The sequence below is a fragment of the Kitasatospora sp. NPDC089913 genome, assembly GCF_044748625.1.
GTDB lineage: Bacteria > Actinomycetota > Actinomycetes > Streptomycetales > Streptomycetaceae > Kitasatospora.
Genome location: NZ_JBIVGI010000038.1, coordinates 1 through 15,519, shown reverse-complemented (window position 1 = coordinate 15,519; position 15,519 = coordinate 1). Strand labels below are relative to the sequence as shown.

General features: G+C 75.7%; 14 protein-coding genes. 10 read left to right on the top strand and 4 right to left on the bottom strand.

Annotation, left to right across the window (positions count from 1 at the left end; translation table 11 throughout):
• Window positions 1-241: 241 nt before the first annotated feature.
• The 5 genes from ACIPYS_RS36135 to ACIPYS_RS36115 all read left to right on the top strand — a co-directional run bounded on the left by ACIPYS_RS36135 (window position 242) and on the right by ACIPYS_RS36115 (window position 4,332).
• The gene (locus ACIPYS_RS36135; protein WP_400754271.1) at window positions 242-1,084 is read left to right on the top strand and encodes a polysaccharide deacetylase family protein; all 843 of its coding nucleotides are present in this window, start codon (window positions 242-244) and stop codon (window positions 1,082-1,084) included.
• Window positions 1,077-2,261 (top strand): glycosyltransferase family 4 protein, encoded by a 1,185-nt coding sequence (locus ACIPYS_RS36130; protein ID WP_400754268.1) that lies wholly within the window; start codon window positions 1,077-1,079, stop codon window positions 2,259-2,261. Before ACIPYS_RS36135 ends, ACIPYS_RS36130 begins: the two co-directional genes overlap by 8 nt.
• Before the next feature lie 43 nt (window positions 2,262-2,304).
• Window positions 2,305-3,072: a sugar transferase gene (locus ACIPYS_RS36125; RefSeq protein ID WP_400754265.1), complete on the top strand. Its 768-nt coding sequence runs from the start codon at window positions 2,305-2,307 to the stop codon at window positions 3,070-3,072.
• Window positions 3,073-3,098: 26 nt separating this feature from the next.
• Window positions 3,099-3,725, top strand: coding sequence for a NeuD/PglB/VioB family sugar acetyltransferase (locus ACIPYS_RS36120; RefSeq protein WP_231978397.1), 627 nt, complete (start codon window positions 3,099-3,101; stop codon window positions 3,723-3,725).
• A gap of 118 nt (window positions 3,726-3,843) precedes the next feature.
• The gene (locus ACIPYS_RS36115) at window positions 3,844-4,332 is read left to right on the top strand and encodes an NUDIX hydrolase (RefSeq protein ID WP_400754261.1); all 489 of its coding nucleotides are present in this window, start codon (window positions 3,844-3,846) and stop codon (window positions 4,330-4,332) included.
• 4 nt (window positions 4,333-4,336) lie between these two features.
• Here the strand turns inward: ACIPYS_RS36115 and ACIPYS_RS36110 are convergent, their stop codons facing one another.
• Together ACIPYS_RS36110 and ACIPYS_RS36105 are read right to left on the bottom strand one after the other, a co-directional pair.
• A complete protein-coding gene (locus ACIPYS_RS36110) occupies window positions 4,337-5,266 on the bottom strand; it encodes an NAD-dependent epimerase/dehydratase family protein (protein WP_093859377.1) in 930 nt (309 codons plus the stop codon).
• A gap of 212 nt (window positions 5,267-5,478) precedes the next feature.
• Entirely contained in the window at window positions 5,479-6,018 is a 540-nt protein-coding gene (locus ACIPYS_RS36105; protein WP_093859376.1) for a PTS-dependent dihydroxyacetone kinase phosphotransferase subunit DhaM, read from the bottom strand.
• Window positions 6,019-6,291: 273 nt separating this feature from the next.
• Here ACIPYS_RS36105 and ACIPYS_RS36100 point away from each other — a divergent pair, with 273 nt between their 5' ends.
• From ACIPYS_RS36100 to ACIPYS_RS36090, 3 genes are all read left to right on the top strand, one after another.
• The gene (locus ACIPYS_RS36100; protein ID WP_093864713.1) at window positions 6,292-6,528 is read left to right on the top strand and encodes a DUF397 domain-containing protein; all 237 of its coding nucleotides are present in this window, start codon (window positions 6,292-6,294) and stop codon (window positions 6,526-6,528) included.
• Window positions 6,529-7,343: 815 nt separating this feature from the next.
• On the top strand, window positions 7,344-7,838 hold the full coding sequence (locus ACIPYS_RS36095) for a hypothetical protein (RefSeq protein ID WP_030396879.1): 495 nt from the start codon (window positions 7,344-7,346) through the stop codon (window positions 7,836-7,838).
• Between the two features lie 619 nt (window positions 7,839-8,457).
• Entirely contained in the window at window positions 8,458-9,687 is a 1,230-nt protein-coding gene (locus ACIPYS_RS36090) for an acyl-CoA dehydrogenase family protein (RefSeq protein WP_093859375.1), read from the top strand.
• 72 nt (window positions 9,688-9,759) lie between these two features.
• Here ACIPYS_RS36090 and ACIPYS_RS36085 read toward each other — a convergent pair whose 3' ends face one another.
• A complete protein-coding gene (locus tag ACIPYS_RS36085) occupies window positions 9,760-10,980 on the bottom strand; it encodes an aminoglycoside phosphotransferase family protein (protein ID WP_231978392.1) in 1,221 nt (406 codons plus the stop codon).
• 476 nt (window positions 10,981-11,456) lie between these two features.
• Here ACIPYS_RS36085 and ACIPYS_RS36080 point away from each other — a divergent pair, with 476 nt between their 5' ends.
• Complete coding sequence (locus tag ACIPYS_RS36080; RefSeq protein WP_093859374.1) at window positions 11,457-12,941, top strand: hypothetical protein; 1,485 nt, start codon at window positions 11,457-11,459, stop codon at window positions 12,939-12,941.
• Between the two features lie 157 nt (window positions 12,942-13,098).
• Here the strand turns inward: ACIPYS_RS36080 and ACIPYS_RS36075 are convergent, their stop codons facing one another.
• Entirely contained in the window at window positions 13,099-13,458 is a 360-nt protein-coding gene (locus ACIPYS_RS36075; RefSeq protein ID WP_030396875.1) for a PAS domain-containing protein, read from the bottom strand.
• A gap of 368 nt (window positions 13,459-13,826) precedes the next feature.
• Here ACIPYS_RS36075 and ACIPYS_RS36070 point away from each other — a divergent pair, with 368 nt between their 5' ends.
• Window positions 13,827-15,335, top strand: a complete 1,509-nt coding sequence (locus ACIPYS_RS36070; RefSeq protein WP_400754252.1) for a HEAT repeat domain-containing protein — start codon at window positions 13,827-13,829, stop codon at window positions 15,333-15,335.
• Window positions 15,336-15,519: the final 184 nt, after the last annotated feature.

Sequence of the window (15,519 nt, the reverse complement as noted above, 5' to 3'; positions counted from 1 at the left end):
GCCCCCGCCCGGGGTTTTGTCGAATTCCGCCGTAACCGCTCGCACGCCGAACTCCCGATCGGATCCATCCGGTCGGATCGGCCGGTTTTCGGCCCAACTGCCAACTCCTTCTCGCTTCTTTCACAATTCCGGGGCACCAGCCCCACAGTTCCCCCTACTGTGATGTCGGTCCGGAGCGCCAACTGCGCCGGATGCGAGGCCACTTGCCGGCGCCGGGGAGGGTGCCGCAGAGGGGGGAACGATGAGCGGCAGCGCCGCGCCCGGAACGGCCCCGGTCACCGGGGGGATCCGGGCCCAGGTGAAGCGCCAGCTGGCGCGCCGGGTCGGGAGCAGTCCCGGCGAGGGCGCCACCGTGCTGATCTACCACCGGGTCGGCGGCGGCAGCCCGGACGAGCTGGACGTCGCCACCGCCGACTTCGCCGCCCAGGCCGACCTGCTCGCCGCCCTGCCGCCCGGCCGGGTGGTCTCCCTGGACGAGGCCACCGACCGGATCGAGTCGGGCCGCCGCACCCCGGGTGTCGTCCTGACCTTCGACGACGGATTCGCGGACGTGTTCGACAACGCCTGGCCGCTGCTGCGCGAGCGCCGGCTGCCGTTCACCGTCTACCTGGCCAGCGGCCACGTCGGCGGCGAGATGCGCTGGGAGGGATCGACCGCCAAGGCCGCCGGTGCCCCCGCGCTCAGCTGGGAGCAACTGCGCGAGATGACCGCCTCCGGTCTGTGCACGGTCGCCAACCACACCCGCACCCACGCCCGGCCCGAGCTGCTCACCACCGCCGAGCTGGACGCCTGCAACGACGAGGTCGAGCAGCACCTGGGCGTCCGCCCCAGCCACTACGCCTACACCTGGGGCGTGCCGGTCCCGCACATGGAGCCCGCGCTGCGCGCCCGGTTCCGGACCGCCGCCACCGGCGAGGTCGGCCGCAACACCCCCGGGGTCGACCCGGTACGGCTGCGCCGGGTGCCGGTCCGCCGCACCGACCCGATCGACTTCTTCCGCGCCAAACTCCACGGCCGGCTGATCCCCGAGCGCGCCTACGCCAGGATCGTCGCCACCGCGAAGGCGGTGGGCGCCCGTGCCTGAGGACCGGATACCCCCGCGCCTGCGCGGCCCCGGCGGCCGCCCGTTGCGGGTCGCCCACCTCACCACCGTCGACATGAGCCTCCAGCTGCTCCTCGCCACCGAGCTCAAGGTGGACCTGGAGGCCGGCTTCGAGACGTACGGGATCAGCGCTCCGGGCCCGTACCTGCCGGACCTGGCGGCGATCGGCGTGCGGCACGAGCCGCTGCACGCGCTGACCCGGGCCTGGGAGCCGCGCGCCGACGCCGCCGCGGCCCGCGAGCTGCTGGCCGTGCTCCGCCGGATCCGCCCGGACGTGCTGCACACCCACAACCCGAAGACCGGTGTGCTCGGCCGGATCCTGGGCCGGCTGGCCCGCGTCCCGGTGGTGGTCAACACCTGCCACGGGCTGTGGGCGCAGGCGCACGACCCGTTCGCCAAGCGCGCCTTCGTGCTCGGCGCGGAGGCCTTCGCCGCCCGGTTCTCGCACGCCGAGCTGTACCAGAACGGCGAGGACCGCCGGACCCTGGCCCGCGCCGTCCCGGCCCGCCGCTCGCGGGTGGTCGGCAACGGGGTGGACCTCACCCGCTTCGCCACCGATCCCGGTGAACGCGCCCGGGCCCGGGCCCGGCTGCGCGCCGAGCTGGGCCTCGGGCCGGACGAGCTGCTGGTCGGCGGGGTCGGCCGACGGGTCGCCGAGAAGGGCATCGGGGAGTACGCCGAGGCCGCCCGCGCCCTGGCCGGCAAGGCCAGGTTCGTCTGGATCGGCCCCGACGACCCGGACAAGCCGGACGCCCACGGCGCCGAGTCCGGGGTCGCTTTCCTCGGTCCGCGCGACGACATGCCCGCCGTCTACGCCGCGCTGGACGTCTTCGTCCTCCCCTCCTACCGGGAGGGGTTCTCCCGTTCCGCCATGGAGGCCGCCGCCGGTGGCCTGCCGATGGTGCTCAGCGACATCCGGGGCTGCCGCGAGGTCGGCACCCACGACGAGCACCTGCTCCTCGCCCCGCCCGGGGACGCCCGGGCCCTCACCAGTGCGCTGGACCGGCTTCTCACCGAGCCCGGCCTGCGCGAGCGCCTCGGCACGGCGGCCCGCCGCCGTGCCGAGGCGGAGTTCGACCAACGGGCGGTCGCCGCCGTCTCGCTGGCCACCTACGCGGCCGTCGCCCGGGTGAAGGGGCTGCCCTGGACGGTCGGCTGAGCCCGCCCACTGACCACACCACCGCATCAGGGGAAGGACCGTCATGAAGCGAGGGGGGGACCTCGCGATCACCGTCCTGACCGGGATCGTCGCGATTCCGCTGGGTCTGGTGATCGCTCTGCTGATCCGCTGCACCATGGGCGGACCGGTGCTCTTCCGGCAGACCCGGACGGGGCTGCGGGGCAAGGAGTTCGAGATCCTCAAGTTCCGCACCATGCGGGACAAACGTTTCCCGGAGGAGCCGGACGCTCCCCGGATCACCCGGCTCGGGGACCTGCTCCGCCGGACCAGCCTGGACGAGCTGCCGCAGCTGTGGAACGTCGCACGCGGCGAGATGGGCGTGATCGGGCCCCGGCCCACACTCCCCGAGCAGGTCGTCCACTACTCCCGCCGCCAGCGCGGCCGGCTCGACGTGCGGCCCGGCCTCACCGGCTGGGCCCAGGTCCAGGGCCGCAACTCCATCACCTGGCCGGAGCGGATCGAGCTCGACCTCTGGTACGTCCGGAACCGTTCGCTCGGCCTCGACCTGCGGATCCTGCTGCTGACCGTCAAGGTGCTGCTGAACCCGGCCGGGATCACCGCCGCCGGCGGGGTCAACCCGGGCTTCCCGGCGCCGACCGAGCCCGCAGACACGGCGGTCGCGGTCACCGGTGTCGCCCCGGTCACCGCCGCGGCGCCGGGGCAGGCCGAGCCGGCTCCCGCCGTGATCGGCCTGCCCCGGCAGGCCACCGGGCCGCGGCCGGTCCCGCCGCTCCGCGCCCGGCCGTCCCGCCCGGCACCGGTCGGCGCCGCCGTCGAGGAGGCGTCCTGACCGCCGGACCCGGCAGGATGGCTCCCGTGCCCACCGCAGCGGACCCGCCCGCACTCTGGATCGCCGGCGCCGGAGGCGTCGGCCGCGAGGCGCTGGACACCGCGCTCGCGGCCGGCGTCCCGGTCGCGGGGTTCCTCGACGACCGTCAGCACGGTGCCACCGTCCGCGGCCTGCCCGTCCGCAGGCCCGCGGACCTCGGACCCGGCGCCCGTTACCTGGTCGGCATCGCCGACCCGGCCGTCCGGCAGCGGCTGTCCGCCCTGCTGGACGGCCTGGGGGCGGAACCGTTCACCCTGGTCCACCCCCGGGCGCTGATCGCCCCGGACACCCTGCTCGGCCCGGGCTGCCTGGTGATGGGCGGCGCGTACGTGTCCAGCAGCGTGCGGCTGGGCCCGCACAGCCAGGTCCACTACAACGCGACGGTCGGCCACGACACGGTGTTCGGCGAGCGGGTGACGGTCTACCCGGGCGGCAACGTCTCCGGAGCGGTGCTGCTGGCCGACGGCGCCACCGTGGGCTCCAACGCCGTGGTGCTCCAGGGCCGAAAGATCGGTGCCGGGGCCTTCGTCGGCGCGGCCGCGGTGGTGACCAGGGACGTGGCCCCCGGCGAGGTGGTGGTCGGCTCCCCGGCCCGCCCGCTCCGCCGGACCTGAGCACTCCGCCCGGCCCACCGCCGCCCGCCCGCACCGCCGTACCCGCTCACCGTTACCGCCGCACCCGCCCGGTGGGCGCCCCTCCGGGCGGGTCCGGCGCCCGGATAGGCTTCGGCACATGGCGATTCCGAAGTTCCTGGCCGATCTCCGCGCGGTGGTCGGCCCCCGCAAGCTCTGGCTCAGCGCCGCCGCCGCCGTCGTCCTGGACGAGAAGGGCCGGGTACTGCTCGTCCAGCGCGCCGACGACGGCAACTGGGCGCCGCCGGGCGGCATCCTCGACCCCGGCGAGCAGCCGGCCGACGGAGCGGTCCGGGAGTGCCTGGAGGAGACCGGGATCGCCACCGTGGCCGAACGGCTGGTCGCGCTCACCGTCTCGCCGGACATCACCTACCCCAACGGCGATGTGACGCAGTACCTGGAGGTCGTCTTCCGCTGCCGCCCGCTGGGCGAGGAGATCCGGGCGGACGAGGACGAGACGCTCGCGGTCGGCTGGTACCCGCTGGACGCGCTGCCGCCGATGGGGGAGCGCGAACTCGGCTGGATCGACCGGGCGGTGTCCGGCCCGGTCGAGACGGCCTTCCAGTGGGACGGCGCGCTGCGCCCCTGACGAGCTAGAGGGTGCGGAACCAGGACGCCGTCCGCTCCAGGCCCTCGCGCAGCGGGACCGGGCGGACGTCGGGGAACAGCTCGCGCAGCCGTGTGTTGTCGGCCTGCGAGTCCCGGACGTCGCCCGGCCTGGGCTCGGTGTGCGCGACCTCGACGGGGTGGCCGAGCACCGTTTCCAGCTCGCCGACCAGTTCCAGCAGCGAGGTGCGGGTCCCGAAGGCCAGGTTGACCGGGTCCGCGCTCACGACCCGCCGCAGCACCGCGTCGGTGATCACCTGGGTGACGGTGCCGACGAAGGTGAAGTCCCGGCTCTGCCCGCCGTCCCCGTGCACCGTCAGCGGCCGCCCGGCGAGGGCGGCGTCCAGGAAGGCCGGGACGACCGCCGCGTAGGCGTGCCCGGCGGGCTGCAGCGGGCCGAACACGTTGAAGAACCGCAGCGGCAGCACGCCCAGCCCGTAGCAGTGGTGGTAGGCCGCCAGATAGGCCTCGGTGGCGAGCTTGCTGACCGCGTACGGGCTCATCGGCGCGGTGCGCATGGTCTCCCGCTTGGGCAGCTCCCGGTTGGCGCCGTAGACCGAGGAGGAGGACGCGGCGGCCACGTAGAGGCCGCCGGCGCGGCGGGCGGCCTCCAGGACCTCCAGGGTGCCGGTGGCGTTGGCGTGGTGACTGGCCAGCGGATCGGCCACCGAGCGCGGTACGGAGGGCAGCGCGGCGAGGTGGACCACCGCGTCGGCCCCGGCGAAGGCCTCGTCCAGCAGCTCCGGGTCGAGAATCGTGCCCTCGTGGAGCACGGCCCCGGTGCCGGCCAGGTTGGCCTTCTGCCCGGTGGAGAGGTTGTCCACGACCCGGACCTCGTCCACCTCGGGGCGGGCCAGCAGGGCCCGGACCAGGTTGGCCCCGATGAATCCGGCTCCGCCGGTGACGACCACACGCATGGCTGAGGTTCCCCCCTCACGACGACCCGGCCCGCTCGGCCGGCCCCGCGCCGATGGTAGCCGCGCGGTCACCCGCCGTGTGCCGGAACGCCGAGAACGGCCGGAGGCGGCCGGAAGCGGTCACGGGGGGAGCGGTGGGAGGCCCCGCCCGGTCCGCCCCCCGCCCGGTCCGCGCCCCGCCCCCCCCGCCCCGTCGGCTCCCCCGGTCCCGGTCAGCCCTTGGGCTGGCGGTACGCCTCCTCGGCGGCGTCCAGTACCGCCGCGAGGTCGCCGCCGGCCGTGGCGGTGGCCACCGCGGCCACCGCGCCCTCGACGAACGGGGCGTTGGCGAACCGCACCGGGAACGGCAGACCGTGCTCGTCGGCCTCGGCGAGCAGGGCCCGGACGGTGGTCACCGCACCGCCGAGGTCGGCCAGGACGACCACGCCGTGCCCCTGGTCGACCCGGCGGGTGGCGGCGGCGACGAGCACCGCGCTGATACCGGGTCCGGCGACGAGGTCCCCGCCGGTGCTCGCCACCGGGGCGGGTCCGGCGGAGGGGGTCAGCGCGAGCGCCAGGGTGCGGACGGCGTTGGCGAGTTCCTGGCTGTGCGAGACCAGGACGACCCCGACCCGGCCGTGCACGGGCGGCCGGCCGGGGGTGGGCCGGGGCAGCGGGGCGGGTCCGGACGGGGTGCGGGGCGCCGGCGGCTGCGCCGAGGCGGCCTCGGAGATGGGGATGACATCGGCGCGGGTGCCGTCCCGGCGGCTCATCGGCTGCTCCTCGGGGCGTTCGGTGGGGGCTTCCCGCGGTGCGGGCTCCCCACACTCTGGCAGTTCGCCCGCCGCGCGCCCGTGCGGGACACGCGCCCCGGGGAGTGCGCCGGGGCGTGCGCGGCGACCCCCGCCCGTCGTCGACGGTCCGTCCTCCCCCGACCGGTGGAGACCTGGTGATCCCGCTGACCGGGACCGCGGCGGTGACTAGGCTGGGCGCGTTCAGGCCGTCGGGAGGAGACAGCAGCAGTGGCAGCCAACAGCGGGACCGGGGTGGAGGCGACCGAGGTGGCGGAGCTCGCCGCGAGCGGGAAGCCGAAGGTGGACTTCACCGGGGCGACCTGGCTCTTCAGCAGCCAGGGTGTCGGGGACGTCCAGATCGCCTTCGTGGACGGCTACATCGGCATGCGGGACGGCCGTCAGGAGGACGGCCCGATCCTGGTGTTCACGCCGGGGGAGTGGCGGGCCTTCGTGCTCGGCGCGCGGGACGGCGAGTTCGACCTCACCTGACCGGATCCGGGGCCGTGCCCCCGGCCGGGTGCCGGTCCGGGCCGCCGGGTCGGTACCCGGCCCGGGCGTCGGACGTCCCGGAGCCGGACGTCCCCAGGCCGGACATTCCGGCGCCGAATACCCCGGCGCCGGATACCCCGCCGGGGTGTCCAGGGGCGGTCGTACGCCCCCGAAGGTCTCCGGTGGTCATCATTCCGATCACATTTGAACGTGCCCCGTCATAATTTCTGTTGACTGCTGGACAAACGCAGCTCAGAGTATGAGCACAGGCAGACGCCGTGCCCACCGCCCCCACGCGGCCAGACACGGCGCCTGCTGTGCGACCCGGCAGCGCTGCCGAGCCTCCTCCCAGTCATCCCTCTGCGCACCGGGGGTGCGTCGGCCGGTCCCGGCCCACGAGGGGCCGGCAGTCGCCGGGAGGATGGCGCCGGTCCCCGAGAGCGACTCAGGGGCGGCACCGTGCTCGGGACCCGCACGCCCCCACGCGGCGGCGTCCCGAGCAGGTCTGCGGGAGCGACGGGCCGGGGCCCCGCAGACCTTGCCTGTGAAACATGGAACTGTTGGCTTGTGTGCTGTGCGGCGCGACGGCGGAGCTGGGTGCTCGGCACGACGGTGTGCACAGTGAGGGAAACGCGTGTAGGGCCGCGTTGCGACAGGCCGTCCCCCCGGAGGGTGAAACCCAGAACGGCTGCCGTGCTGAACCGAACGTAGCCCGGACGGTTGCTCAGAGTCAACATTGGTCTCTGAGCGTGGATCTCCGTCCGGCGCCCCACCCACCCCGCGAGCGCGGTGTGGCGGGCACGTACGATGTTCCCATGTCTTTTCTCCGCCGTCGCTCCGGTCAGCCCACCGGCCCGGACTTCGACGTGCTCGCCATGGACCCGGGCGACTGGCCCGGCGACTTCGGTGCAGCCATGATGACCGGCCCGGACGGCGCCTGCCAGGGGATTTTCCTGCGCTACGACCTGTTCGGCGGCAGAGGCCCGGCGATGTTCATCGGCAACCTCCCCGAGGGCTCGCCGGCCCGCGAGACCGGCGACAGCGTGCCCTTCGAGGTGCGCCAGCTGCTCGCGGCGCTGGAGAACGAGGAACCGGTCGACTTCGTCTCGGCGGAGGACTTCCCCGTCATGCTCGGGGACGATCTGCTGATCGTGAAGAAGGTCAAGGTCAGCGAGGGCCGGGTCTTCTGTGCCCAGTTCGGCCGGAGTGACGGTGTGCAGGTCACCATCGCCTCCTGGGACCGACCGATTTCGGACGATCTCTACCAGTTGCTCAAGCCGCTGCCCGCGGACATGTTCCAGCAGGGCTGAACGAGGCGGGCCGATGGCCCGGAGGGCAGCGTTCCGGTTCCCGTTCGGCCGCCCCCGTGGTGTCCACCGGGCTGCCCGTCGGGACATCCGCCGAGGCGTCCCGCCGCGTTCTCCGGCCCGACCCGACCCGGGCCGCCCCGTGCGGGCCGCCCCGCCCCGTCCGGGCCTCGGGCGCTGCTTGACGGCTTCGATCACGGCTTCGTAAAGTCGCGAACATGCCGTGCCGTCTCCCGCTGCTGACCCGTCGCAGCTACCTCGACCTGCGGCGCACCGCCAGCGCGGCGTGTCCGGGTCACTGAGGGGGATTCGTCCCCCGAGGCGGCGGGCGGCCGGCCGAGCGGCCGGCGCCGATCCGGGGGCGGCCCCTGTGCCGGACCCCGGGTCCCGGGGTGGCCATCGAGCCGGAGTCCCGGGCCGCCGCCAGGTACCGCGCGCCCGTCCCGGCGTGCCGCCCGCCGTTCCCCGCACCAGCCGACGGGGGTGCCGGCGCCGACAGTGGAACGGCCGAGCCCCCGACAACGGCGGAGGCGTGGCCGGGCCGGCCGTCGGCACCGGGCCCGAAGCCCGCCGTCGGGTGCGCACCCCGAGCCCACGCTGCCGCCCCGGAGGCCCAAGCCCCATGCGTACCGTCGCTGCCGACCAGCCGTCCGCCGTCCCGTCGACCGGCCCCGAGCCCTCCCCCGTCGAGGCCGCCCTCGCCGGCCTGCCCCGGGTCGTCGACCTGCTGGCCGCCCGGGCCGAGGAGCACGACCGCGACGCGACCTTCCCGTACCAGGGCATCGAGGCGGTGCACGAGGCCGGACTGCTGACCCTGACCGTCGGCGCCCGCTACGGCGGCCCCGGCGGCACCCTCGCCGACACCGTCCAGGTCCTGGCCCAACTCGGCCGCGGGGACGCCTCGGTGGCCGTGGTCACCGCCTTCACCCTGCTCCAGCACGCCGAGCAGGCCCGGACCGCGGGCTGGCCGACGGCCGGCTACCGGCGGTTGCTCACCGAGTCCCGGCGCGGTCCGGCCCTGGTCAACACCCTGCGGGCGGAACCCGGGAGCCGCGAGGGCGAGCCGCCGGCCACGGTGGCGCGACGGGACGGCGAGGACTGGCTGCTGACGGGCCGGAAGACGTACTGCACCGGCGCCGAGGCGCTGGCCTGGATGGCGGTGACCGCCCGGACCGACGAACCGGAACCCCGGACCGGCACCTTCCTGGTGCGCGGCGAGAGCGAGGGCCTGGAGGTCGATCCGACCTGGGACCAGCTCGGTCTGCGGGCCAGCGCCAGCCACGACGTGGTCCTCGAGCAGGTGCGGGTACCGGCCGAACTGGCCCTCGGTCTGAACCCGCCCGCCGGCGCCGGAAAGGGAGCCGCCGCTTCCGCCGCTGCCGTCCCGGCGGCCGAACTGGCCCGCGCCTGGCACGATCTGGCGCTCTCGGCGGTGGCCGTCGGGGTGGCCCGCTCGGCCCAGGACTGGCTGGTGCGCTTCCTGCACCAGCGAACTCCGGCCAATCTGACCGAGCCGCTCGGCAGCCTGCCCCGCTACCGCAGCGCGCTGGGCGAGATCGAGGCCCAGCTGATCGGCGCCGAGGAACTCGTGCACGGGCTGGCCGCGCGGGTGGACCGGGCCGAGCCGGAGGCGGTGGCCCGGACGGGGCCGGCGCACCTGCTGGCCACCCGGGCGGCGACGGCCGCCGTCCAGCAGGCCGTCTCGCTCACCGGGAACCCGGGGCTGAGCCGGCGTCACCCGTTGGAGCGGTACCTGCGGGACGTGCTCAGCAGCCGGGTCCATCTGGCCCCGGACGAGGTCGTCCTGGAGGCCGCCGGTCGGGCCGCCCTGGAGCGCGGCGTGCGGCACTGACCGGTCCTCGGCCGGGGCGCCCTCCGGCCCCTCCGGAGGAGCGTCGTCCGGCAGTACCGGCCCGGACGGGCCTCACCTGGTCCCGACGGCGGCCCGGACGGCCCGGCGGGCCAGCGCGGCGTCGTCGTAGAGCCGGCGGATCATGATCCGCTGCTCCTCGCCGGCGCCCGGCACGTCGTACAGCCGGATCTCCCGCATCAGCACCAGCACCAGGTTCACCAGGAACGCGTCCCGGGCCATCGTGCCGCCGCTCTGCGCGAGCTGGCTGATCTGCCGACGGGCCGCGGTGTCACCGGAGAGGACGCTCCAGAGCACCGCCAGGTCGTAGCCGGGCAGGTACCAGCCGGCCTGCTCCCAGTCGACCAGCACCGGACCGGACGGCGCCAGCAGCATGTTGCTGAGCAGCGCGTCGCCGTGGCAGAGCTGGAGCGGACCGTGGCCGAGCCCGTGCAGCAGACCGCGCAGGTCGCCGGCGTCCCGGTCGGTGAGCTGGCCCACCGAGTGGTAGCGGGCGATCTCCAGCTGGTAGTCCAGCCGGGGCTGGAAGACGTCGGTCGGCGGGCGCCACAGGTTGAGCGTCCGGACGGCGGTGAGCAGCGCGCGCACCTCGCCGGGCGTCGGGGCGTTGACCGGGTGGCGCTCCCGGGCCGCCGGCCGGCCGGGGACCCGCTCCATCACCAGGACGCAGCGGTCGTGGTCGGCGGCCACCAGCCGGGGCAGCCGGACCGGCGGACGGTGCCGCACGAAGGCCCGGTAGACCGCGACCTCGTGGTGGAAGTCGGCGACCAGCTGTTCGAAGTACTCGCTCCGCACGGCCTGCGGGGCGAGGCACTTGGCCACCACCGGCGCCCGGCCGATGGTGCCCGCCACCAGGATGTGGCGGCTCCCCTCGCGCAGCACCTGGCGCGGGGTGAAGGCGGGGCATATCCGCGCGACCCCGGCGAGGGCGGCCCGGACGGCCGGGGTCTGCAGCGCGGAGGGGTCGATCCGCTCCTGCGTCATGGGCTGGCCCGGCCGGGCCGGCGGCCGCAGCAGCCGGCCGTCGCCGGGGCGGACGGCGGGGATCCGGGCGCCGGGCACGCGGGGGCCGGCGGTCTCGGCCGGGCGCAGTCCGAGTGCGGTCCGGGCGGCCTGGCCCCGCGCGTCCCCGGACCGGCCGTCGGCGGCGCGCGGGGCGGCGGGCCGGGACGGCGGCGGGACCTGCTTCGGGCCGGGACGGCCGACGGCTGCGGTGGGGGGGCGCAGCGCGGTGCGGGTCGTGGTCGGCGTCGGGGAGGTCGCTGAGGAGTACATGGGGTGAGGGTGGTCCCTTCCTGTCCGTCTGCGGGTGCGGCCCCGCGGGGGGTCACGGGGTGGGCCGGTGCCGTGTGCTTCCTGGCGCGACGGCGGTCCTGCCCCGGCCGGGTGGTGTGCGGGCGCCGGGCACGGACGCCGGGGCCGGAGCCCCGTGCTGCGGCGGTGGACCGGCCGTCCGCACCCTGGGGAATGCGGTCGGCCGGTACTGCCGTGGCCGTGCCCGGCGCTCCCGCGCCACCCGGCCGCGCCACCCCCTCGGGTGAGGACCGGGGGCGCCCCGCGACCCGTGCGGGGGAACCCCGTACCGGCCTGGGACACCGCCCGACCCGGGGGTCGAGGTGGCGCACCTCTACATGACACCCGGATGCCGGTGGTTGGTAATGTGGCGGACCCTGGCGAAGCCTGGCGAATGCTCGCCCGGCACATGACGGAGCCTCTAGCCTCGAACCAGCCGAGGAACCTGGGGGCTTCACGTGAGCAGGGGACCCAACACCCGACTCGCCGATCTGTTCGTCCTGACCGGATGGTCCAAGGGCGAGCTCGCGCGGCTGGTCAACAGGCGCGGTGCCGCGATGGGACAGCAGCAGCTGTCCACCGACACCTCGCGGGTGCGGCGGTGGATCGAGCAGGGGGAGATCCCGCGCGATCCGGTGCCGAGGGTACTGGCAGCCGTGTTCACGGAGCGGCTCGGCCGTGTCGTCACCACTGAGGACCTCGGTCTGGAACGACACCGGCCCACCAGGACCGGAGCGGCGCAGTCCGCCACCTCGTCACCATGGGAGCCGGATCGAACGGCCGCGGTCCTCACCGAGTTCACGGGAATGGACCTCATGCTGAACCGACGTGGATTGGTGGGCGCGGGTGCCGCGCTCACGGCGGGGGCGGTCGTCGCCGACTCGCTGAAGGGCTGGCTGGGAGGGGCCGAGGTCGCCTACGCGGCGTCGGCCCCCGGCCCGCGCCCGGTGCTCACCCAGGGCGGTGCCCGTCCGGTGGTGGACCTGTACGACCCGGGCCCGGTCGGGCTCGACGAGGTGGAGGCGCTGGAGCGCTCGGTGCAGGTGTTCCGGGCCTGGGACGCGGCCCGCGGCGGCGGACTGCAGCGCAAGGCGGTGGTCGGCCAGCTCAACGAGGTGGGCGGTCTGCTGACGCACCGGCACAGCCCGGCCGTGACCCAGCGGTTGTGGCTGGTCGCGGCCAACCTGGCGGTGCTGGCGGGCTGGATGTCGCACGACGTGGGCCTGGAGCCGACCGCGCAGAAGTACTTCATGCTGGCCGCGGACTCCGCCCGGGAGGCCGGCGACCGGCCCCGGGCCGGTGAGGCGATCTCCCGGGCGGCGCGCCAGATGGTGCACCTGGGGCGGGCGGACGAGGCGATCGGCCTGATGGCGGCGGCCAAGGCGAGCGGCGGCCGGATGCTGCCGAGGACGCGCGCCATGCTGAACACGGTCGAGGCCTGGGCGCACGCCTCGATCGGGCAGTCGCAGGCGACCTGGCGGCTGCTGGGCGAGGCGGAGGAGCTCTTCGCCGAGGACCCGGACGGTCCGCCGCCGTCGTGGATGCAGGTCTTCGACGAGGCGGAGCTGCGCGGCATGCAGGCGCTGGTGCTGCGGACGCTCGCCGAGCACGACCGGGCGGCCGCAGACCAGGCCCGTCGGCACGCCGAGCGGGTGATCCGGCTGCGGGAGGGGACGGGGCAGCTGCGGTCGGCGCTGTTCGACCGGATCACGCTGGCCTCGGTGCACTGGCTCACCGGGGAGCCCGACGCGGCGGACACCCAGTGCAAGCTGGTGCTGAACCTGATCGGCCAGAACTCCTCGCACCGCACCTGGGACCGGCTGCGGGAGATGTACCGGCTGACCGCGCGCTACCGGGGGGTGCCGGTGGTGGACGAGCTGCGGGAGCAGTTGGGGCGGGAGCTGCGGGCGGCGGACGCGAAGAAGCGGCCCGCGCGCGCCTGACCGGGGCCGGCTGCGGCGGCCGGGTCCCGGGGCCGGAAGGGCTCGGAGGGCTCGAGCGGCGCGAAGGGCCCGAGTGGCTCGAGTGGCGTGAAGGGCTCAGAGGGCCGGTGGGGTCGTGACGACTGGTGGGTCGTGACGGCCGGTGGGTCGGGGCCGGTCAGGAGGGGTTCGCGGGGCGCAGCAGCATGCGCAGCGCGGTGACGGTGCCGTCGGTGCCCAGCACGGGTTCGCCGGTGCACTCGATCATGCCGTGCCCGCCGTCGGGCCGCCGGACCTGGAGGGTGCCGAAGGCGTACCGTCCGTGCACCAGCGCGTCGGTCATCATCCGGCGCAGCTGCGGCCGGTCCGCCTCGCTCAGGCGGTCGGGCAGCCGGTCGAGGCTGAGCGGTCCGTGTCCGGGGTCGCAGCCGAGCAGCCGGTAGGCCTCGGCGGACCAGCGGACGTCGTCGGTGAGGAGGTCCCACTCGGCGGAGCCGATCACGGCCGCGCCGGTCGAGGTGCGGATGGCGCTGTCCACTCTCTCGCCCACCGGCCCCTCGCCGTCCGTCGTGCCCTCGCTCGGGGGCGCGACGGGTGGTGGGCCGGTCGTGGGCGACTTTGGCATGGTGAGTCCAGTGGTCCGTTCGTGGAGAGCGGCCGGTGCGTGGTGGCATCGACTGTCGCACAGCGTTCTCACCCTTGTGGGCGATTTGGACAGATCGCCGTCAAAGTTCCCCCGGCATATGCCAGTGCGCACAAAGGGCCGGTCGCCCTGTGTGCGACAGGCTGCCCGAGGCGGTAACCTTCGGTGATTCCGGCGCCCGGGCGCCCACCGCAGTACCCACCAGAGACCCCGGCGACGGAAATCCCGTTGCCACTACGACCGCCGCAACGGATGCTGACCTCATGTTCGAGCCAGTGATAGCACCCAGTGCCAGCCTCCTCGGCCTCCTGCAGCGAGGTCGCGGTGACGGGCAGCTCCATGCGCTGGCCGCCGACCGCACCGAGGCCATCGCCGCGCTGGAGGAGTGCGTCACCAGGGATCCGCGAGCCGACTGGCAGGTCGAGAACCGTTCCCTCTACTACGCGCGCCTCTACATGGAGCTGGAGGCGCCGCTCGACGGGATCGAGGACCACCTCCACTCCCCGGAGGACCTCCTCGACGAGGACGAGGCCCGCACCGGCCTCGCGCTCTCCGTCCTGGGCCACCTCGCCGCGTACGGCCGGCGGGACGCGCTGCTGATGCTCCGCGAGTACGCCGCCACCGGCACCAGCTGGGCCTGGGCGCTGGACGAGCTCGCGCTGCGCGACGACGACCGGGGCCTGCTGCTGCTCGGGACGGCCGTGCTGGACCGTTTCGCCCCCGGCCCCGAGGGCGACGCCGAGCTGCGCGAGATGGTGCGGAGCGCTTACGAGCCCAGGCCCTGGCGGCTCTGGGCCGCCTACCACCCGAGGGTCGCGGCCGCCGCCGAGCAGGCCCCCTTCGACGTGTGGCAGCGACAGCTGAACCGCAGCGGTGTGACCCCGGGCTGGTCCACGGCCGATGTCCTGGCCTGGGCCGACCAGGGGGAGCTCGGCGGCCTCGGTGCCGCGGCCTTCGCCGGCGGCCCGGCCCGTGCCGGCTCCTCGCAGGAGGACGGACCGGGTCCGGACGCGGTGGACCGCCGCGCCGCCGCCGCCGCCCGCTGCCTGGCCGCCGTGGTGCGGCCGGAGGACCGGCCCGCCGTCCTGGAGGCGGCCCGCACCGGTCTCCCCGGTGCCCGCCGGGCGGCCCTGCGCCACCTCGTCGACCGGCAGGACCCGGCCGCGGCCGGGCTGATCGAGGCCGCCGCGGCGGAGGTCGACGACCGGCTGGTCCGGTTCGCCCTGGAACTGCTCGGGCGGATGCGCGGTCCGGAGGCGCTGGCCCATGCCCGCCGCTGGGCCGATCCGGCCACCGGGGGTGCCGACAGCGCCCTCGGCGAGGCCGCCGTGCGCCTGCTGGCCGACGCGGGCGAGCCCACCGACGCGCCGCTGGTGGTGGGCGGGCTGCGCCGCTGGGTGCTGTTGCACGGGGTGTCCGGCGCCGACGCCGGGCTCGGGACGCTGGTCGACGGCGCGGGGCGGCTGACCGCCACCGAGGCCGTCCCGGTCCTGCGCCACATCTACGGCGAGGCCGTCTCCTCGGAGCTGCGCGGCCGCGCGGCCCGGGCGCTCGCCGCGACCGACGTGCACTTCCCGGAGGGGCCGGCCGTCGAGTGCCTCTGGGACTGCGAGGAGTCCACCCGGGAGCTCGCCGCGAGGCACGTCGCCACCACCGGTGACGCCCGCGTGCTGGAGCGCCTGCGCCGCCTCGCCGCCGATCCGGCCGAGGAGGCCGAGGTGCACGCCGCCGTGCGTGGCCGGCTCACCTCCGCCCGCGAGCGCAGCAGGTAGCCGTCGCGGACGCGCGCGGAGCAGCCGGGACGAACAAGCAGCGGAACGACGGAGCGGGGCGGGGCCCCCCCCGGGGGGGGCCGCCCCCCCCCCGGGGGGCCCCCCCCCCGGGGGGGGCCCCGCCCGCGGGGGGGGGGGGGGCTGTTATAAGGCGGCACCCCCGGGGGCCGGGGCCCGGGGGGGC

Excerpts from the sequence above, each read along its gene's own strand:
- ACIPYS_RS36115 (WP_400754261.1), top strand. The coding sequence starts at position 3,844 with ATGGCGATTCCGAAGTTCCTGGCCGATCTCCGCGCGGTGGTCGGCCCC.
- ACIPYS_RS36090 (WP_093859375.1), top strand. The coding sequence starts at position 8,458 with ATGCGTACCGTCGCTGCCGACCAGCCGTCCGCCGTCCCGTCGACCGGC.
- ACIPYS_RS36105 (WP_093859376.1), bottom strand. The coding sequence starts at position 6,018 with ATGAGCCGCCGGGACGGCACCCGCGCCGATGTCATCCCCATCTCCGAG.
- ACIPYS_RS36070 (WP_400754252.1), top strand. The coding sequence starts at position 13,827 with ATGTTCGAGCCAGTGATAGCACCCAGTGCCAGCCTCCTCGGCCTCCTG.
- ACIPYS_RS36110 (WP_093859377.1), bottom strand. The coding sequence starts at position 5,266 with ATGCGTGTGGTCGTCACCGGCGGAGCCGGATTCATCGGGGCCAACCTG.
- ACIPYS_RS36125 (WP_400754265.1), top strand. The coding sequence starts at position 2,305 with ATGAAGCGAGGGGGGGACCTCGCGATCACCGTCCTGACCGGGATCGTC.
- ACIPYS_RS36095 (WP_030396879.1), top strand. The coding sequence starts at position 7,344 with ATGTCTTTTCTCCGCCGTCGCTCCGGTCAGCCCACCGGCCCGGACTTC.
- ACIPYS_RS36085 (WP_231978392.1), bottom strand. The coding sequence starts at position 10,980 with ATGTACTCCTCAGCGACCTCCCCGACGCCGACCACGACCCGCACCGCG.
- ACIPYS_RS36135 (WP_400754271.1), top strand. The coding sequence starts at position 242 with ATGAGCGGCAGCGCCGCGCCCGGAACGGCCCCGGTCACCGGGGGGATC.